The sequence below is a fragment of the Aeromonas sp. S9(2024) genome, assembly GCF_041403185.1.
In the GTDB taxonomy this organism is placed as follows: domain Bacteria; phylum Pseudomonadota; class Gammaproteobacteria; order Enterobacterales; family Aeromonadaceae; genus Aeromonas; species Aeromonas enteropelogenes.
This window is the reverse complement of sequence record NZ_JBGLRE010000016.1, coordinates 17,754-33,336: the sequence shown is the minus strand read 5'-3', so window position 1 is coordinate 33,336 and position 15,583 is coordinate 17,754. Positions and strand designations below refer to the sequence as shown.

Sequence of the window (15,583 nt, the reverse complement as noted above, 5' to 3'; positions counted from 1 at the left end):
TTATCCGCTCGATAGTTATATGCAAGGTATTGAAAGGGCGCAATAAAAAAACCGGCCGCAGAGCGGCCGGAAAGAAATTCATACAATAGGCATTGCTTTCACAGGGGGTAACACACTTCCAATTGCTTAGAAGTTGTATTGCAGGGCAACAGCGACGATGTCGTCGGTGTTCTGGCCCAGCTTGCTGGTGCTGGAACCGTTCTCTTCGTCCAGCAGGTTCAGCTTGTAATCAACATAGGCGTTGAAGTTGTCGGTGAAGTAGTACCAGGCACCGATGGAAACGTACTCGGTGTAGGTGTCATCGATACCGCGTGCATCATCTTTCACGTCGGTGCGCAGGTAAGCCAGAGACGGCTTGAACTTGCCGATGGTGTACTGGGCAACGGCTTCGTAACCGTCATGCTTCTCGGCGTAGCCGTTATAGCCATTGCCGATGAACATGTAGTCTTCACCGTGGGCATAGGTAGCTGCCAGGTAGAGGTCGCCGGTTGCGTACTTGACGCCGACACCCATCAACTTGGCATCGTCATTGCCGCCGAAGGTGGCGTAACGAGCCTGCTCGTCAGTCTTGCCAGCCTGGTTGTAGGCAGCAGACAGACCCAGACCCATATCGAAATCGTAGGAGGCCGCTACGGCGAAGCCTTCAGCGGAGCCTTTCTTGTTCCACACACCGCCATCGTAGCCGATGCTGTCGGAACGACCGGAGTTCTGCGGATCATTGTTGCCGGTGAACTGGGCACCCAGGGTCAGACCGTTGTAGGTGTACAGGTACTGGGCCAGACCGTTGGTACGACCGGTACCGAATACTTCGGTGCCTTTGCCCAGGCCGTCACCACCCCATTCGGGCAGTACGTCGGTGTAGTCGTTAACGATGCGGAACAGACCGTCCTGACGGCCGTAGCTGAAGGCACCGAAACGATCGTGCTTGATGCCGGCGTAGGCATAACGCAGTTCATCGTTGTCAGAACCGGAGGTAGGCAGGTTGTACTCGACAAAACCGAAAGCCTTCATTTCCGGGGCAATCTTGGTTTCACCGCTCATGTTTACACGGAAGTAGCTGGCGTCGCCTTCGGAACTGTCGTCATCAGTACCGTAGTACATGCCCTGAGCACGACCACCGATGTCCAGTTTGGTGTCGTTCTGGTTGTATACGGTTGCGGCATTGGCACCACCGGCCAGCAACAGGCTGGAGATGGCAAGAGTCAGTGCAGACTTTTTCATAATGCTTATTCCTCTGTAATAAGACTTCCGAACCTGTTTCTCGGTTCTATTGGATCGGAGGGGCTCCGATACCCACAAGGTAGGAGTCGAAACCTTGACTGGCGCTGAATGCATCAATGCTTAATTAACCTTGGGGCATCCGCTACGACAGTTAATTTCTTGCGATTAAAAAAGTAGCATAAAAAATTAACTTAATTTTATTCAATGAGTTAATTGGTGAGGATGAGTGAGCAGGGATGTGGATGTGAGCCAATAGTATCCCGTAAGCCGGAAGTGGCAGGTTGTGAGGCCGATCACACAGGAGATCGCGGCAAAACAGGGAGGTGGGGGAAAAACAGAGGGGCGAATGGAGCGCCCCCCCGGGAAGATCAGCAGGGTTTTTGCCACAGGGTGAGCAACAGATCCTGCTCCAGCAGATCCGGCCCCTGATGGGTGAAGGCGTGACGTTGTTCGCCGTTGGCTCGCCAGCCGAGGCGACTGGTTTCCAGAATAAAGGTGCGCAGGGCCTGATCCATGGTCATGGCGAACTGGCAACGATCCTGCCCCACCAGCTCGAGGCCGGCGAGGGATGGCCAGCTCAGGGGATGTTCCATGCTCACCGGATTGAGACTGACTCTCAGCTGCCACTGGTGGCGAGGTCCGGGTTGCAGATAGAGCAGATAACCGCCCGGTGCCAGCCAGCTGACCAGTTGCTCCGTCTTGACCTTGAGATCGTTGACCAGCAATACCTGGGCAGTGCCGGGCTGCAGGGGCGCGCGGACCGGATCGGCGATGACGAACTGGCCCTCCGGCTGGGCCTTGCTGGCGGCGAAGATGGTGTTCTTGGCGATATCGACGCCGCCAAATTGCCAGCCGGGCAGCCGCTCGGCCAGTGCGCGGCAGTAGTAGCCTTCGCCGCAGCCGAGGTGGATCAGCTCATGGGCACCGAGTGGGGCGAGCAGGGCAGCCATCGCCTCGATGAGTGGCAACTGGTGTCCCTGTTCCAGAAAATGGCGCTTGGCACGCATCAGGGCGCGGCTGTCGCTGTCCTTGGGATTCTTCTTGCCGGGAATGAGATCCAGATAGCCTTCCGGTGCAGGATCGAAGTGGTGCTTGTTGGCGCAGTAGACCCCACGAGAGGCTTCGTGAAGATGCAGGGGGCTGCGGCAACGGGGACATTGAAGATGCATAAAAACTCTCCTGGCTGATGCCATGAAAGGGGAAGGGCGTTCGGGATTATAGGGGAGCGGATCGAAAAAGGCTGCCGTGGCAGCCTTTTTTATCCGGTAGCCGGTATCGGGTCGATCAGCGGGTGCCGAACACCACGATAGTCTTGCCGTGGGCGGAGATGAGCTCCTGCTCTTCCAGCATCTTGAGGATGCGGCCGACGGTTTCGCGGGAGCAGCCGACGATCTGTCCGATCTCCTGACGGGTGATCTTGATTTGCATGCCATCCGGGTGGGTCATGGCATCCGGCTGTTTGGCCAGGTTGAGCAGGGTCTGGGCGATCCGGCCGGTCACATCCAGGAAGGCGAGGTTGCCGACTTTCTGGCTGGTATGTTGCAAACGCTTGGCCATCTGGCCGGAGAGGCGCATCAGGATATCCGGGTTGACCTGGATCAGCTGGCGGAACTTCTTGTAGGAGATCTCTGCGACTTCGCAGGAGCCCTTGGCACGAACCCAAGCGGAACGCTCAGGATTCTCGTTCTCCTCGAACATCCCCATCTCGCCCAGGAAGTCGCCCTGGTTCAGGTAGGAGAGGATCATCTCTTTGCCCTCATCGTCCTTGATCAAGACGGCCACAGTGCCCTTGACGATGTAGTAGAGGGTTTCCGCTTTTTCACCCGCGTGGATCAGGGTGCTCTTGGCGGGATACTTATGAATGTGGCAGTGCGACAAGAACCATTCCAGGGTGGGATCGCTTTGCGGTTTGCCAATAACCATGAGAATTCCTCTGTAGTGTCTTTTTATGGACTTGTGCGTCCGGGCAAGCTGCCAACCTTGCCATTCCTTGTAGTGGTCGCAGTAGGATAAGAGCCTTTGTCTGTGCTGACAAGGCTTTGCGGGCTTTTGAGGATCCCTTGGAGTCATGCCTGCTGCGCCGTTCGCGTCATTCTAGGGAAGATGAGCGGGGGATATGTTGATTTTGATCTATTTCCATTCCAACTCATCCGTTACGGCGTCGGTATGGGCACAAGGGTGCCGAACGGAGGGGGAGTGGGGTATGCTATGGACATCATGAGCATAATGACAATATGAGGATGCGTGAGATGAAAGCCAAGGTCAGCTGGGTAGAGGGCATGAAATTTACAGGGGAGAGCGAGTCCGGCCACAAGGTGGTGCTGGATGGTGCAAACCCTGGTGAAGGGGCAAGCCCGATGGAGATGATCCTGCTGGCGGTCGGTGGTTGCAGCTCCATCGACGTGGTCTCCATCCTGGAGAAGGCGCGTCAGTCTGTGACCGCTTGCCATGTGGAACTGGCCGGCGAGCGGGCGGATTCGGTGCCACGGGTTTTTGAAAAGATCCACCTGCACTTTGTCGTCACCGGCAAGGAGCTGGCCGAAAAGCAGGTGGCTCGTGCGGTGGACCTGTCGATGGAAAAATACTGTTCCGTTTCCCTGATGTTGGAAAAAGCGGTACAAATTACTCACAGTTATCAAATTCTTGAAGCCTGATAACCCGAGCGTTGTTTCGTTGATAACGCCACGACATAAGGAAAGTGCAATGAAAAAAATGATCGTTCTGCTTCCTCTGTTGGGTCTGGCGGCGTGCAGCAGCCCGCAACCTACCCAGTACCAGTACAGCCAGTACCAGTGCGGGGAGGTGATGCTGGCCGTCACCTATGATCCCCAGGCTGACATGGTGCAATTCCCCTATGGTGGGCTCTATTACAAGCTGGATCGGGTGGAGTCACAATCAGGCGAGAAATACTCGGACAGTGTGACCACTTTCATGAAGCAGGACAAACAGGCCACGTTGGTACAGAAGAATGTCACCCAGCTGACCTGCACCCTGCAGTAAGCATAAGGTCTCGTTCCATGACCTGAGTCTGTTGCCGATGTCGTGGTGATATCGGAGTCAAAAAAGGGCGGCTTGCCAGAGACAAGCCGCCCTTTTGCATCTGTGCCGAACCCGGGTCAGTGGCCGGGCACCGAGGAGAGCAGTTCGGCGGCCAACTGCTGGCTCAGTTGTTGGCGCTGGCTATCGGCAATGGCGACATCGCTGGCCAGGGAGATGGCGCTGCTCCAGACGGCCTGCTGGGTGCGCCGATCGAGCAGTACGATGGCCAGGGTGCCTTTGCGCTCACCGGCCTTGGTCTGCAATCCCGGCGTCATGCCAAGGCGTGCGAAGATCTGGCCATCGCTGACATCTTTTTCACCCGCAACGCCGATGGCGACCCAGAGATCCGCCTCATCGAGGGGCACGCTCTGCCACCCTTTGCCATTGAGCTGCTGGCTGACCGCCTGCTGCAGGGGATCGAGCCACCCTTCGGCATGGGCCCCGGCAAACTGGTACTGTTCGGCCAGGGCGTAGCGCGGTGTCGCGCCGAATGGCCAGTCACTGGCCGGCCGAACCACCATGGTGCCCGCCTCGACGGTCGGCGCAGCCGGACCCGTGCTGCAGCCACCCAGCAGGGCCGCCAATCCCACAGAGATAAACGCTAACCGCATCATAAACTCCTTGGCTCAGGTGATCTTGCCGGTTTCGATCAGTTGCTGGATGAGGGGACGCAGGATCAGCTCCATCGCAAAACCCATCTTGCCGCCCGGTACGACGATGGTATTCATGCGTGACATGAAAGAGCCATCGATCATCGACAGCAGGTAGGGGAAATCCACCTGCTTGATGCCACGAAACCGTATCACCAGCATACTCTCGTCCAGACTCGGGATCACCTTGGCACTGAAGGGGTTGGAGGTGTCCACCGTCGGCACCCGCTGGAAGTTGATGTGGGTGCGTGAGAACTGGGGGGTGATGAAGTTGATGTAGTCATCCATGGAACGGACGATGGAGTCGGTCACCGCCTCGCGGGAGTGCCCGCGCTCCGAAGTGTCGCGGATGAGCTTCTGGATCCACTCCAGGTTGACGATGGGCACCACGCCGATGAGCAGGTCCACGTGGCGGGCCACGTTGTGCTCGTCGGTGACCACGCCGCCGTGCAACCCCTCATAAAACAACAGATCGGTCTCGCTCGGCAGATGCTGCCAGGGGGTGAAGGTACCCGGCATCTGGTTGAAGGGGACCGCCTCGTCGAAGCTGTGCAGATAACGGCGATACTGGCCGCTGCCTTGCTGGCCGTACTCCTGGAAAAACGACTCCAGCAGGCCGAAGTCGTTGGCTTCCGGGCCGAAATAGCTGATATGGCGCCCCTGTTCGCGCGCCTTGCGGATCGCCACATCCATCTCCGGTCGGGTGTAGCGATGAAAACTGTCCCCCTCCACCACGGCCGCGTTGTAACCCAGTTGATGAAACATGGAACGAAAGGCGATGGTGGAGGTGGAGGTGCCGGCTCCGGACGAACCGGTAACCGCAATAATGGGATGCTTGGCCGACATAGAATGTTCTCTTCCTTGGGAGTTCCGTTATAAAGGCAGGCTTCGTGCCCGGTCAAGCCGACTCGATGAAGCGATCCTTGGGCACTATGTTGACCGACTCGTGCAACTCGCTGTAGACGATGACGGCGGAGCCTTGCTGCAACTGGGCTTTGACGGTCTCGACCTTGCGGGCGAGGGGCACATCCTGCTCGCCATATTCGGTGCCTTCCTGCAGTACAAAATGTTCGATGAGATTGGTCAGGGTTTCGCTATCCAGCTCTTGCCAGGGGATGATCATCGGTAAGTCTCACAACAAAAAAAGGGCTGTCGGGTCATTGTTATGCCCGCTTGCCCGAGTGCAACTCCTTTTTACGCCCCGCAGGCACTTAAGTGTCACCTGGCGATGGCTCAGAATGTGCAGCCGGGCAAGATGCCGAGATGTGTCAGTTCTGGGTGGTGGCCCGTGCTTGCTCGGTTATCCAGCGGCTGATCCGCTCATCCAGCCAGAATCTGGGTCGCCAGGGTGTGCCGTGCAGGAATCCCACATGGCCGCCACGTTGGCTGAGCTCATAGCGCACCATGGGGTTGAGCTGTTCGGGGCGCGGGATCACTGCCTGCGACATGAAGGGATCGTCGGCGGCGTGGATGATCAGCGTCGGGATCGGGATCTGTCGCAGCAGGGGCAGACCGGAGCAGCTCTGGTAGTAGTGGCCGGCGTTGGTGAAGCCATGGAGCGGGGCGGTGACCTGCTCGTCAAAGTCGCGCAGGGTGGCAATGCTTCGCACCTGCTGTGGTTGCCAGCGCTCGCCCGCTTTCTGTTGCTGGTGGATCTTGTTTAACAGGTTGCGGCGCATGGTGCGCAGCAGATAGTTCTGATAGACCTTGGAGAAGCCCTGGTTGACCCGGTTGGCACAGCTTTCCAGCTGCAGGGGGGCCGAAATCACCACGGCCGCTGTCAGTGCCGCCGGACAGGCGCGAGCCAGCAGATTGACCAGCATGTTGCCGCCCAGCGAAAAGCCGATGGCGATCAAGGGCTTGCTCGGAAAGCGTCGGCTCAGCTCGGCAATCACTTCCTGCGCATCGCCGATGGCCCCCGAGTGATAGGCCTGCAGGTGGCGATTGGGCTCGCCGCTGCAACCCCGAAAGTGCATCAGCACCGCCTCTCTCCCTTCCTGCTGCAGGTGGCCAAACAATCCCTTGGCGTAGTGGGAGTGAATGCTTCCCTCCAGGCCATGGAACACCACCACCAGCGGCTGGGCATCCTGGGCCATTTCCCCGCTCCAGGCGAGGTCGACGAAATCCCCGTCCGTCAGTTCAAACCGCTCGGCCACGAAGCGGGCCGGGGTCCGGCGCAGCCATTTTGGCAATATGGTTTGCAGATGGGGGTTGCGGGCCCACCAAGGGGCCTGAAAGTGACTCTCGGTCAACATGGGTCTGTCGGTTCCGGTTGTAATGGCGGGAAGTGTCCTCCCCGCCTCTGTGGTCAGTGCTGCAGGCGGTCGTGGTGCTCGGCACCGCGCAGCATGGCCTGGATCAGCTCGTTGGCCTCGAACTTGGTCAGCGCTTCGTGAGCCCCCACCTGATGGGCCCGCTCCACGCTGATCTCGCTGGAGAGGGAGGTGTGCAGGATGATGTAGGCACCCGCCAGCTTGCTGTCGCTCTGCACTTCGAAGGCGAGCTCATAACCATCGAGCCCCGGCATCTCGATATCGCTCACCAGGATATCGATGGGGGTCTGCTGGCCAGCTCTCTCCTGCATCAGGGTCAGCGCATCCTTGCCATTGGTGCAGACCTCGTAGGGGATATTGATGTAATCGAGTGCCGCCATCAGCTGGCGGCGGGCGACGGAGGAGTCATCCACCAGCAGGATCCGCATCGGCTTGATCCGCTCCCGCTGCACGTCGGTCAGCACCGGATAGAGGTGGCTGGGATCGTCAGGGTAGACCCGTGACAGGATCAGCTCCACGTCCAGCAGCTGGATCAGCTGGCCGTTGACCCGGGTCACTCCGGTCACGAAGACGTTGTGACCGAGGGCGGCAGGCGGCGGGGCGATATCGCGCCAGTTGCACTCGGTGATCTTGTCGATGCCGCGCACCAGAAAGCCCACCAGGGTACGGCGACAATCGGTGATGATGATGAAACAGTGTTGTATCTCTTCCCGTTGGATGGGGCGATATCCCACCGCCATGGCCATGTCGATCACCGGAATGGTGGTGCCACGCATATTGGCTGCCCCCAGCACGGTCGGGTGGGACTGGGGCAGCGCGGTCAGCTGGGTATAGGGCACTATCTCCTTTACCTTGAGGGTGCCGATGGCGAAGGATTGGTTGGCTGAGAGATGAAACAGCAACATGCCCTGGGATTGATTGGCTTTGCTCGTCATGGCAGATGTCCTGTTGGTCGAAACGTTGGCCGTCACTTATGGTTCCAGCATAAAGGATAAGAGGGGGGATGATCCTCTCTTGTTAACGACCGGCGGCCAAAAAACTGGACTCGCCTGGCCGTTTTTCTTCGCTGGCGGGGGAGGGCGCTTATTGCCCCTCGCCCGGTGTCACGCCCCAGCGCTGACAAGCCTGTTGCAGCGCCGCTTCATCGGGATAACCCAGTTTGCCGGCAACCTGAGCTGCCTTGCTGCCTCCCTTGAGCAGTCTGAGGGCCTGCAGCAGTTGCCACTGCTGTTGCAGGGCATCGCCCGGGACTGGCGCATCGGCCCGCTCGGCCCACGTTTGCAGCGCATCGGGATGGCCGCTGGCGATGGCCTGCCAGTCCGCTTGCAGGGTTTCATTCCCCTGCTGACTGATGGGGCACTGCTGCACCTCATCGAGAATGACCTGCAGCCGGTGGCCATAGGCCCCCTGCCAATCCTGTGGCCGCTGCCATTGCGCCAGCGAATCGAGCAGGGCATCGAGCAGCGGCGAGGCTTGCAGCCAGCCGGCCTGCCCGGGTTGTGGCACTCGCAGAGAGACGCTCAGCAGGTCGTAATCGCAATCTGCCAGCGGGCTGAAGGCGGCCAGGGCATCGGCACAGAGCCAGAAACAGCGGCCGGCCGGGAGCAACAGCTCATGCTGACCGAGTCTTAGCAGCGCGGCTCCTCTGGTTATCCGCAACAACTGCCCGACCGGGGTACGTTTGCGATGACCGGCTTGCAGGCCCTGGCTGGAAAAATGGTGGTACTCGATGGCGTGATGCATGTAAAAACCCTGATATGATGCTGCCTGGAGGTAACAAAAATGGAAACCAGACGTAAAAAGCGCTTCATTGCCGGTGCAGTCTGCCCGGCGTGCGGCAAGATGGACAACATGATGCTGTATCTGGAGCATGGAGTCGAGAAGGTGACCTGCGTCTCCTGCGGCGATACCCAGGTGCAGACGCCGGCCGAGGTCGATCAGATGACCCGGGAGGCCGAAGAGGTGATCGGGGTATTCCGCCCCTGACGGGGTAACGGGATTGGGTGAGGTGCGTCACTTCGCTCCCGTTGTCGCTTTTTTCAACACCCGCTGGCAGGGTCCGCCATAGGCGTGGCCCGCTTTTTAGGGTATTCTGAGCCCGTTTTTTTCTATCCGCAGGATCCTGACATGAAAGTAGCTCCTCTGAGCGTGGTTACGCTGGAATACACAGTCACCGACGAGCACGGTGAAGTCATCGACAGCACTGTCGGCAAAGAGCCGCTGGTATATCTGCACGGTACCCGCTATCTGGTTTCCGGCCTCGAAGCCGAGCTGGAAGGTCGCGCGGTAGGTGACGCCTTCGAAGTGACCCTGACCCCGAGCCAGGCCTACGGCGAATATGACGAGTCTCTGGTGCAGGAAGTGCCGGGCGAGCTGTTCGACGGTATGGAAGTCTCCGAAGGGGATACTTTCGTGGCCGAGACCGATGACGGCCACCGCCCGGTGACCGTGGTTGAAGTGTCCGAGTCCTTCGTCAAGGTGGATGGCAACCATCCGCTGGCTGGCGTGACCTTGGGCTTCAAGGTCGAGATCAAAGACGTGCGTGCCGCCACCGCCGAAGAGCTGGCTCACGGTCACGTTCACGGTGCCGGTGGTTGCGGCCACGATCATGGTCATGATCATGACCACGATCACGGTGGCTGCTGTGGTGGTGGTCATCACCATCATGAAGAAGAGCATGGTCATGGTGGTTGCTGCGGCGGTGCTGGCCACGGTCACGACCACGGCCATGATCACGGTGACGACCATGGTCACGGCGGCTGCTGCGGTGGCGGCGGTTGCGGTGGCAAGGGCCATCACCACTGATCCGGGTTCGACCCGAGATAAAAAAACCCGCGCCCACGCGGGTTTTTTTATGAACTGGTGATAGGCGTTACCGGATCAGTAGTGAGGGGGGGGCGTCTCTTCGGACATGCTGGCAATCTGGCTCGGCTGCACGCTCTTGAGCTTGTCCACCAGCAGCTGGATCTGATGCTTGAGCCGATCCAGCTCGCGCCCCTGGGTGGTGACCTCGTCGTTGAGCAGCTCTATGGTGTATTCCGCATAGGCAAGACGGGTTTCCAGGGTTTCGATGCGATCGTTTACTTGCTGACTCATGGGCCTTCGGGTCCTTACTTGATTGTCCAGATTTCGGCCAGACCACTGGAGCTGGCGCTGACAAGGTGGCTATTGTCGCGCAAAGCCACGCCGTAGACCACAGCGCTGGGCGGTTTTGCCTTGGGATAGGGGGCGACGCGCCAGCTCTGCAGCAAGGTACCATCGCTCACCCGCCACAGGGAGAGCTGACGGGACGGGGCGCCAGTAATGAGCCATTTGCCGTCGTTGGCGAAGCGGGCGCTGCTGTACACCTCGAAACGGTGATCAAACTGCAGCCGGCTCACCTCTTTACCTGTTTTCAGATCCCAGATGCTGGCCTGACGGCTGTCAGCGGTGAAGGCGTAGCGGCCGCTGGGCTCCAGTCTGGCCATCACCACCCGGCCGCCGTGGTTGAAACGCCACACTACCTGGCCACTCTGGGTATCCCACAGATAGGCGCTGTAGTCGTTGCCACCGGTCAGGGCATAGCGGCCATTGGCGGAGAGATCCACCGTATTGATCTGCTCGGTATGCCCCAGGAATTGCAGGCGGCGCCCGCTCTGGGTGTCGACCACCTCTGCCTTGCCATCTTCCCGACCGATCAGTACCTGACGGCCATTTGCCGACAGGGCGATGTCCCTCAGCCTGGATTCAGGAAGGGAGTAGTAGCCTTGCGAATGCCCATTCTGGAGGGCCCAGATGGCGAAGGTATTTGACGTTGCGGTGACGGCGTGCTCGTTGCCTTCGGCAAAACGGGTAATGAACACCAGGTTGTCCGGTGCGTCTGATTGCGTCCAGCGCCAGCGTTGGCGGTTTTGCTCAAGGTCCCATACCACGATACCCTGACTCAAGCTGGAGACGATGGCTTGCTTGCCATCGCTGGAGAGATCGGCGGTCAGCAGGCCTGTGCTGGCGAGGGTAATTTGCTGGTCTGGCCGGGCGCTTTGCTCGCAGCCAGTCAGCATCAGGCAGAGGCTTACCAGATAAATAGCACTTTTTAACATTTTTGCGGTCTCACGCTGTTGTTACCTGCAATCACGGCGTTAGTATAAGGCGCTTGTCACGATAAACCTCTCATTTCACGATGGAACCGAGAGCGGTATTTGAAGTTTGGAGAAACTGATGAATAAATTTCTGAAGGTGTCCCTGTTGGCTGCGGCGGTTGCCGTGGGTCTGACTGCTTGCCAAGACGAGAAGCCGGCGGCCAATACCGCCGAGGTGAAGGCAGAGGCCAGCAAGCCTGCAGAGGCGACCAAGGCTGAAGCCAAGAGCTTTGAAGAGCAATCCGGTTATGCGATTGGCCTCTCCATGGGTCGTTACATCGCCAATACCCTGGAGCGTCAACAAGAGCTCGGCATCAAGCTGGACAACGCCGTGATCCTGAAAGGGGTGACTGACGGTCTGGGCAAAGACGCCAAGATGACCGATGAAGAGATCCAGAAGGTTCTGCAGCAGTACGACGCCAAGATCAACGAGCTGACCAAGGCCAAGGCCGAGAAAGATGCCGTTGAGAACCTGAAGAAGGGCGAAGCCTTCCTGGCTGACAATGCCAAGAAAGAGGGCGTGAAGACCACTGAATCCGGCCTGCAGTATCAGGTCGAGAAGATGGGCACAGGCGCCAAGCCGAAGGCCACCGATATCGTCAAGGTGCACTACACCGGCACCCTGACCGATGGCACCAAGTTTGACAGCTCCGTCGATCGCGGCGAGCCGGCGACCTTCCCGCTGAACCAGGTGATCCCGGGCTGGACCGAAGGGGTACAACTGATGCCGGTTGGCTCCAAGTTCAAGTTCTTCCTGCCGTCCAAGCTGGCCTATGGCGAGCACGGTGCAGGCACCATCCCGGCCAATGCCGTGCTGGTGTTTGACGTCGAACTGCTGGACATCGAGAAGCCGGCGGCTGACGACGCTAAAAAGTAAGTTCATCTTGCGCAAAAACGGCTCCTTAGGGAGCCGTTTTTTCTTGTGTCTCTTCGGGATCCGCGGGATAACTGGAGGGGCGTCACCTTGGGTTTGCCCGAGAAAGGTTGCAAAATAAAAGCGCACAATCAATGACAAGGATGAATCCTGTGGCTGAAAACAAACCGCGTGTGCTGTTGGTGGAAGATACCCGGAGTCTGGCGGTCGTCTATGAGCAGTACCTGCGTCAGGATGGTTATGAGGTACTGTTGGCCGATTGTGGCCAGCAGGCGCTGGACCAGCTGATGGCGAGCCCCCCGCCCGTGGTGCTGCTCGATCTGGAGCTGCCGGACATGTCCGGCATGGACATTCTGCAGCAGATCACCGAACAGCAGCTGCCCTGCGCCGTGGTGGTGATCACCGCCCATGGTTCGGTGGACGTGGCGGTAGAGGCGATGCGCCTCGGCGCCTTTGACTTCCTGACCAAACCTTTTGACAGCAAGCGGCTGTGCGCCACGGCGCGCAACGCCCTGAAACACCAGCAACTGAGCTCGCTGGTGGCCCAGTACCGGGAAAACTTCGATCGTCACTCCTTCGCCGGCTTCATCGGTGCTTCCATGCCGATGCAGGCTGTCTATCGCATCATAGAGAGCGCGGCCCCAAGCAAGGCCACCGTGTTCATCACAGGAGAGAGCGGTACCGGCAAGGAGGTGTGTGCCGAGGCGATTCACCAGTGTAGCCCTCGCCGCGATCAGCCCTTCATTGCTCTCAACTGCGCCGCTATCCCCCACGATCTGATGGAGAGCGAGATCTTCGGCCACGTGAAGGGCTCCTTCACCGGCGCCCAGGGGGATCGCAAGGGGGCTGCGAGTCTCGCGGATGGCGGCACCCTGTTTCTGGACGAGCTCTGCGAGATGGATCTCGACCTGCAGAGCAAGCTCTTGCGTTTCATCCAGACCGGTACCCTACAGCGCGTCGGCAGCAGCAAGCTGGAGACGGTGGATGTGCGCTTCGTCTGTGCCACCAACCGGGATCCGCTGGTGGAGGTGAAGGCGGGGCGTTTTCGCGAGGATCTCTACTACCGGTTGCACGTCATCCCCCTCTACCTGCCACCGCTGCGCGAGCGGGGGGAGGACATCCTGCTGCTGGCTCGCAGCCTGCTGCAGAGCTACGCCAAGGAAGAGAACAAGCGCTTCAAGGATTTCGATGCCCAGGCGGCGCGGGTACTGCTCGACTACCCCTGGCCCGGCAACGTGCGCGAGCTGCAGAACGTGGTGCGCAACATAGTGGTGCTGAACGACAAGGATCAGGTGAGCCAGGATATTTTGCCGCCCCCGCTCAATGGCGGACGTTCCCTTAATGGGGCGGCCCCTGTGGCCCAGCTTGCTGTGGCCAGCGCGCCGGAGCGGCCTGCCCATGGGCCGATCCGCCCGCTCTGGCTGGTGGAAAAAGAGGTGATAGAGCAGGCCATCGCCAGCTGTGACGGCAACATTCCCAAGGCCGCGGCACTGCTGGAGATCAGCCCCTCGACCATCTATCGCAAGAAGCAGGGGTGGGAAGAGGCCAACCTCGCCTGAATCGGGGGCGGCGCCAGGCCGCCCCTGCGTTGTCAAAGCTTGGCGAGCCGCTTGAGACGGGCGAGCCGCTCCCCCTCCTGGCGCTTGAACCACTCATCGCGCGACAGCAAAAACCAGGCGCGGGCGAAATATTCGGCCGCCGCCGGATCGTCCAGCGCCAGCGCATTCTCCCCCAGCTCTTCGAATACATAGCCATCCTCGGGGGCGCCAGTGGCAGCCATGTCGGCCTGCAACTGCGTGAGCTCGGCCTGCGCCTGTTCGTGCAGCCCCTGGGCCCGGCTCAGGCGGGCCAGGCTCCAGCGGGCGATAAAGGCCTTGGCCGAGTTGTTATGCTGCTCGTGCCAGGCCAGGCATTTTTGCTGACACAGGCGGGCCTCTTCCAAACGGCCCAGTTCGAACAGGGTCCAGCCCTGATTGTTGTAGAGGGGGGCGAGCCAGCCGCGCACCCGCTCATCCTGGCTGCGCTCCGCCAGCTCCATCGCCAGCTGATGCCAGCGGCTCTGCTCCTCCAGCGGGGCGGCGATGGCCACCATGTGGGCCGCATCAATGGCCAGATAAAGCTCCTTGTGTTTCAGCCCCTGTTGCCAGGCCTGTTCAAACATCGTCCTGGCACTGGCCTTGTCGCCGGCGGAGTTGAAGCTGCGACCTCGCTCCAGCAGGACGCAAAGGCGCGCCCGCGGGGTGGCATCAGTGAGGCGGGGTTCTATCTCGTCGAGCAGCTGGTGCGCCTCGGCAAACTGGCGTTGCAGCGAATGGGTGCGGGCTATCTGGGTGAGCAGCTCCAGTTCATACTGCAGGTCGGCGGCGGCGCGCGCCTCGGGCAGCAGAGCATGAAAACGCAGGGCACTGGCGGCGGGATCCTGATAATCCCACAGCGCCATGAAATCGGGCGGATTGTCCATTCGGCCTCCTTGCTGGCGATCCTGTCACCAAGATGCCTGCCGGCCATTGTTTGTACAAGGGGCGCCCGTCACAGAGCGCCCCTTGGGTTATGTCGTCACAGCCGCTCTCTCAGTAGACCATGGCCAGGCTCATCAGCATCAGGCCCAGAGCGGCGAAGGCTCCCTCCTTGATGGCAAGCCGGGGCACCAGCGCCTTGGGCAGGGCCGGAAACAGGCTGAGCGCAAATCCCAGGCCCGGCATCAACCAGTGGAAGGCTGGATTGCGCAGGGCCGGATCGGCCGCGCCATTGATCACGATGAGCAGGATGAACAGGGTGAAGGCGGGTAGAATAAACCAGCGCACATTGCCGCTGGCCACCGCCCGCAGTGGCGAGATGCGATAGAGCAGCATGGTGACGAGAAACAGCACGAAGGGGGCGAGCAGGTAGAGCGGAGCCGGGTTCATAGCAGATGTCCTGAAAACGAGTGGCGGGATTTAATCAGCCCGGGGCGGCGATGACCAGCCATATGGGCCAGGGCTGTGAAGAAGATCCCAGGCAAAGGTTTGCAGCGCCTGGGTCAGCGCAGCCAGAGCCAGGCTGCGGCGAAGCCCAGCCAGCTCAATATCAGCAGCGCCCAGGGCAGGGGATGCTGGCGGGTCACTTCCACCAGTTCGATCGACTCGTCCTGTTCATCGAGCTGGTTTTCACTCTGCTGTTGTCTGGCTTTGGCCTGCTGCTTCTTCTGGCGATTGGCTTCGCGGGCTCGCGCCTTCATCTGCTTCTTGTATTCATCTATGCCCTTCTGGATCCCTTGGGCGATCAGCTGGGTCTGCTCCTTGGTCTGCCCCGGCTTCTGGTTGGCACGGGCAATCTTCATCGCCTCCTGCTGGGTTTCTGGGGAAATCTTGTCGTATTTTGCCATCAACTCTTTCCTCGGGCTCCGATGGGGTGGGAGAGTATGCCACA

At 59.7% G+C, this 15,583-nt stretch carries 20 protein-coding genes; 6 read left to right on the top strand and 14 right to left on the bottom strand.

Annotated features, from left to right (window positions below):
• Window positions 1-126: 126 nt before the first annotated feature.
• From ACB028_RS19615 to crp, 3 genes are all read right to left on the bottom strand, one after another.
• Window positions 127-1,221 (bottom strand): porin, encoded by a 1,095-nt coding sequence (locus ACB028_RS19615; protein WP_042028363.1) that lies wholly within the window; start codon window positions 1,219-1,221, stop codon window positions 127-129.
• Between the two features lie 368 nt (window positions 1,222-1,589).
• Window positions 1,590-2,390, bottom strand: a complete 801-nt coding sequence (locus ACB028_RS19610; RefSeq protein WP_201983307.1) for a putative RNA methyltransferase — start codon at window positions 2,388-2,390, stop codon at window positions 1,590-1,592.
• A gap of 115 nt (window positions 2,391-2,505) precedes the next feature.
• Window positions 2,506-3,144: a cAMP-activated global transcriptional regulator CRP gene (gene crp, locus ACB028_RS19605; RefSeq protein ID WP_005335304.1), complete on the bottom strand. Its 639-nt coding sequence runs from the start codon at window positions 3,142-3,144 to the stop codon at window positions 2,506-2,508.
• A gap of 326 nt (window positions 3,145-3,470) precedes the next feature.
• Between crp and ACB028_RS19600 the strand changes: the two genes are divergently transcribed.
• Window positions 3,471-3,875 carry an OsmC family protein gene (locus ACB028_RS19600; RefSeq protein WP_042028365.1) on the top strand — a complete coding sequence of 135 codons (405 nt, stop codon included), beginning with the start codon at window positions 3,471-3,473 and terminating at the stop codon, window positions 3,873-3,875.
• A gap of 49 nt (window positions 3,876-3,924) precedes the next feature.
• Window positions 3,925-4,221: an MliC family protein gene (locus ACB028_RS19595; protein WP_026456727.1), complete on the top strand. Its 297-nt coding sequence runs from the start codon at window positions 3,925-3,927 to the stop codon at window positions 4,219-4,221.
• A 116-nt stretch (window positions 4,222-4,337) separates the two neighbouring features.
• Here ACB028_RS19595 and ACB028_RS19590 read toward each other — a convergent pair whose 3' ends face one another.
• From ACB028_RS19590 to ACB028_RS19565, 6 genes are all read right to left on the bottom strand, one after another.
• A complete protein-coding gene (locus ACB028_RS19590; RefSeq protein WP_225634608.1) occupies window positions 4,338-4,871 on the bottom strand; it encodes a DUF4136 domain-containing protein in 534 nt (177 codons plus the stop codon).
• 15 nt (window positions 4,872-4,886) lie between these two features.
• Window positions 4,887-5,756 carry a phosphoribulokinase gene (locus ACB028_RS19585; RefSeq protein WP_026456725.1) on the bottom strand — a complete coding sequence of 290 codons (870 nt, stop codon included), beginning with the start codon at window positions 5,754-5,756 and terminating at the stop codon, window positions 4,887-4,889.
• A gap of 52 nt (window positions 5,757-5,808) precedes the next feature.
• Entirely contained in the window at window positions 5,809-6,033 is a 225-nt protein-coding gene (locus tag ACB028_RS19580) for a YheU family protein (RefSeq protein ID WP_042072725.1), read from the bottom strand.
• 145 nt (window positions 6,034-6,178) lie between these two features.
• Entirely contained in the window at window positions 6,179-7,165 is a 987-nt protein-coding gene (locus ACB028_RS19575; protein WP_371144994.1) for a hydrolase, read from the bottom strand.
• A gap of 53 nt (window positions 7,166-7,218) precedes the next feature.
• A complete protein-coding gene (locus tag ACB028_RS19570) occupies window positions 7,219-8,118 on the bottom strand; it encodes a chemotaxis protein (protein ID WP_223380017.1) in 900 nt (299 codons plus the stop codon).
• A 148-nt stretch (window positions 8,119-8,266) separates the two neighbouring features.
• A complete protein-coding gene (locus tag ACB028_RS19565) occupies window positions 8,267-8,926 on the bottom strand; it encodes a hypothetical protein (protein WP_371144993.1) in 660 nt (219 codons plus the stop codon).
• A gap of 39 nt (window positions 8,927-8,965) precedes the next feature.
• On the opposite strand from ACB028_RS19565, the gene ACB028_RS19560 reads away from it, so the two are divergent.
• Both ACB028_RS19560 and slyD read left to right on the top strand, forming a co-directional pair.
• A complete protein-coding gene (locus ACB028_RS19560) occupies window positions 8,966-9,169 on the top strand; it encodes a YheV family putative zinc ribbon protein (protein WP_026458669.1) in 204 nt (67 codons plus the stop codon).
• 141 nt (window positions 9,170-9,310) lie between these two features.
• Window positions 9,311-9,988, top strand: a complete 678-nt coding sequence (gene slyD / locus ACB028_RS19555; RefSeq protein ID WP_061475664.1) for a peptidylprolyl isomerase — start codon at window positions 9,311-9,313, stop codon at window positions 9,986-9,988.
• A gap of 75 nt (window positions 9,989-10,063) precedes the next feature.
• Here the strand turns inward: slyD and ACB028_RS19550 are convergent, their stop codons facing one another.
• The gene (locus ACB028_RS19550; RefSeq protein ID WP_042027198.1) at window positions 10,064-10,279 is read right to left on the bottom strand and encodes a SlyX family protein; all 216 of its coding nucleotides are present in this window, start codon (window positions 10,277-10,279) and stop codon (window positions 10,064-10,066) included.
• Between the two features lie 14 nt (window positions 10,280-10,293).
• On the bottom strand, window positions 10,294-11,262 hold the full coding sequence (locus ACB028_RS19545) for a hypothetical protein (protein ID WP_342011119.1): 969 nt from the start codon (window positions 11,260-11,262) through the stop codon (window positions 10,294-10,296).
• A 118-nt stretch (window positions 11,263-11,380) separates the two neighbouring features.
• On the opposite strand from ACB028_RS19545, the gene fkpA reads away from it, so the two are divergent.
• A complete protein-coding gene (gene fkpA, locus ACB028_RS19540) occupies window positions 11,381-12,178 on the top strand; it encodes an FKBP-type peptidyl-prolyl cis-trans isomerase (RefSeq protein WP_026457833.1) in 798 nt (265 codons plus the stop codon).
• A gap of 149 nt (window positions 12,179-12,327) precedes the next feature.
• Entirely contained in the window at window positions 12,328-13,734 is a 1,407-nt protein-coding gene (locus tag ACB028_RS19535) for a sigma-54-dependent transcriptional regulator (RefSeq protein WP_371144992.1), read from the top strand.
• Between the two features lie 32 nt (window positions 13,735-13,766).
• Here the strand turns inward: ACB028_RS19535 and ACB028_RS19530 are convergent, their stop codons facing one another.
• From ACB028_RS19530 to ACB028_RS19520, 3 genes are all read right to left on the bottom strand, one after another.
• Window positions 13,767-14,636: a tetratricopeptide repeat protein gene (locus ACB028_RS19530; protein ID WP_371144991.1), complete on the bottom strand. Its 870-nt coding sequence runs from the start codon at window positions 14,634-14,636 to the stop codon at window positions 13,767-13,769.
• A gap of 109 nt (window positions 14,637-14,745) precedes the next feature.
• Window positions 14,746-15,081, bottom strand: coding sequence for a hypothetical protein (locus ACB028_RS19525; protein WP_026457698.1), 336 nt, complete (start codon window positions 15,079-15,081; stop codon window positions 14,746-14,748).
• Window positions 15,082-15,194: 113 nt separating this feature from the next.
• Entirely contained in the window at window positions 15,195-15,539 is a 345-nt protein-coding gene (locus tag ACB028_RS19520; RefSeq protein ID WP_371144990.1) for a DUF2956 domain-containing protein, read from the bottom strand.
• Between the last annotated feature and the right edge of the window lie 44 nt (window positions 15,540-15,583).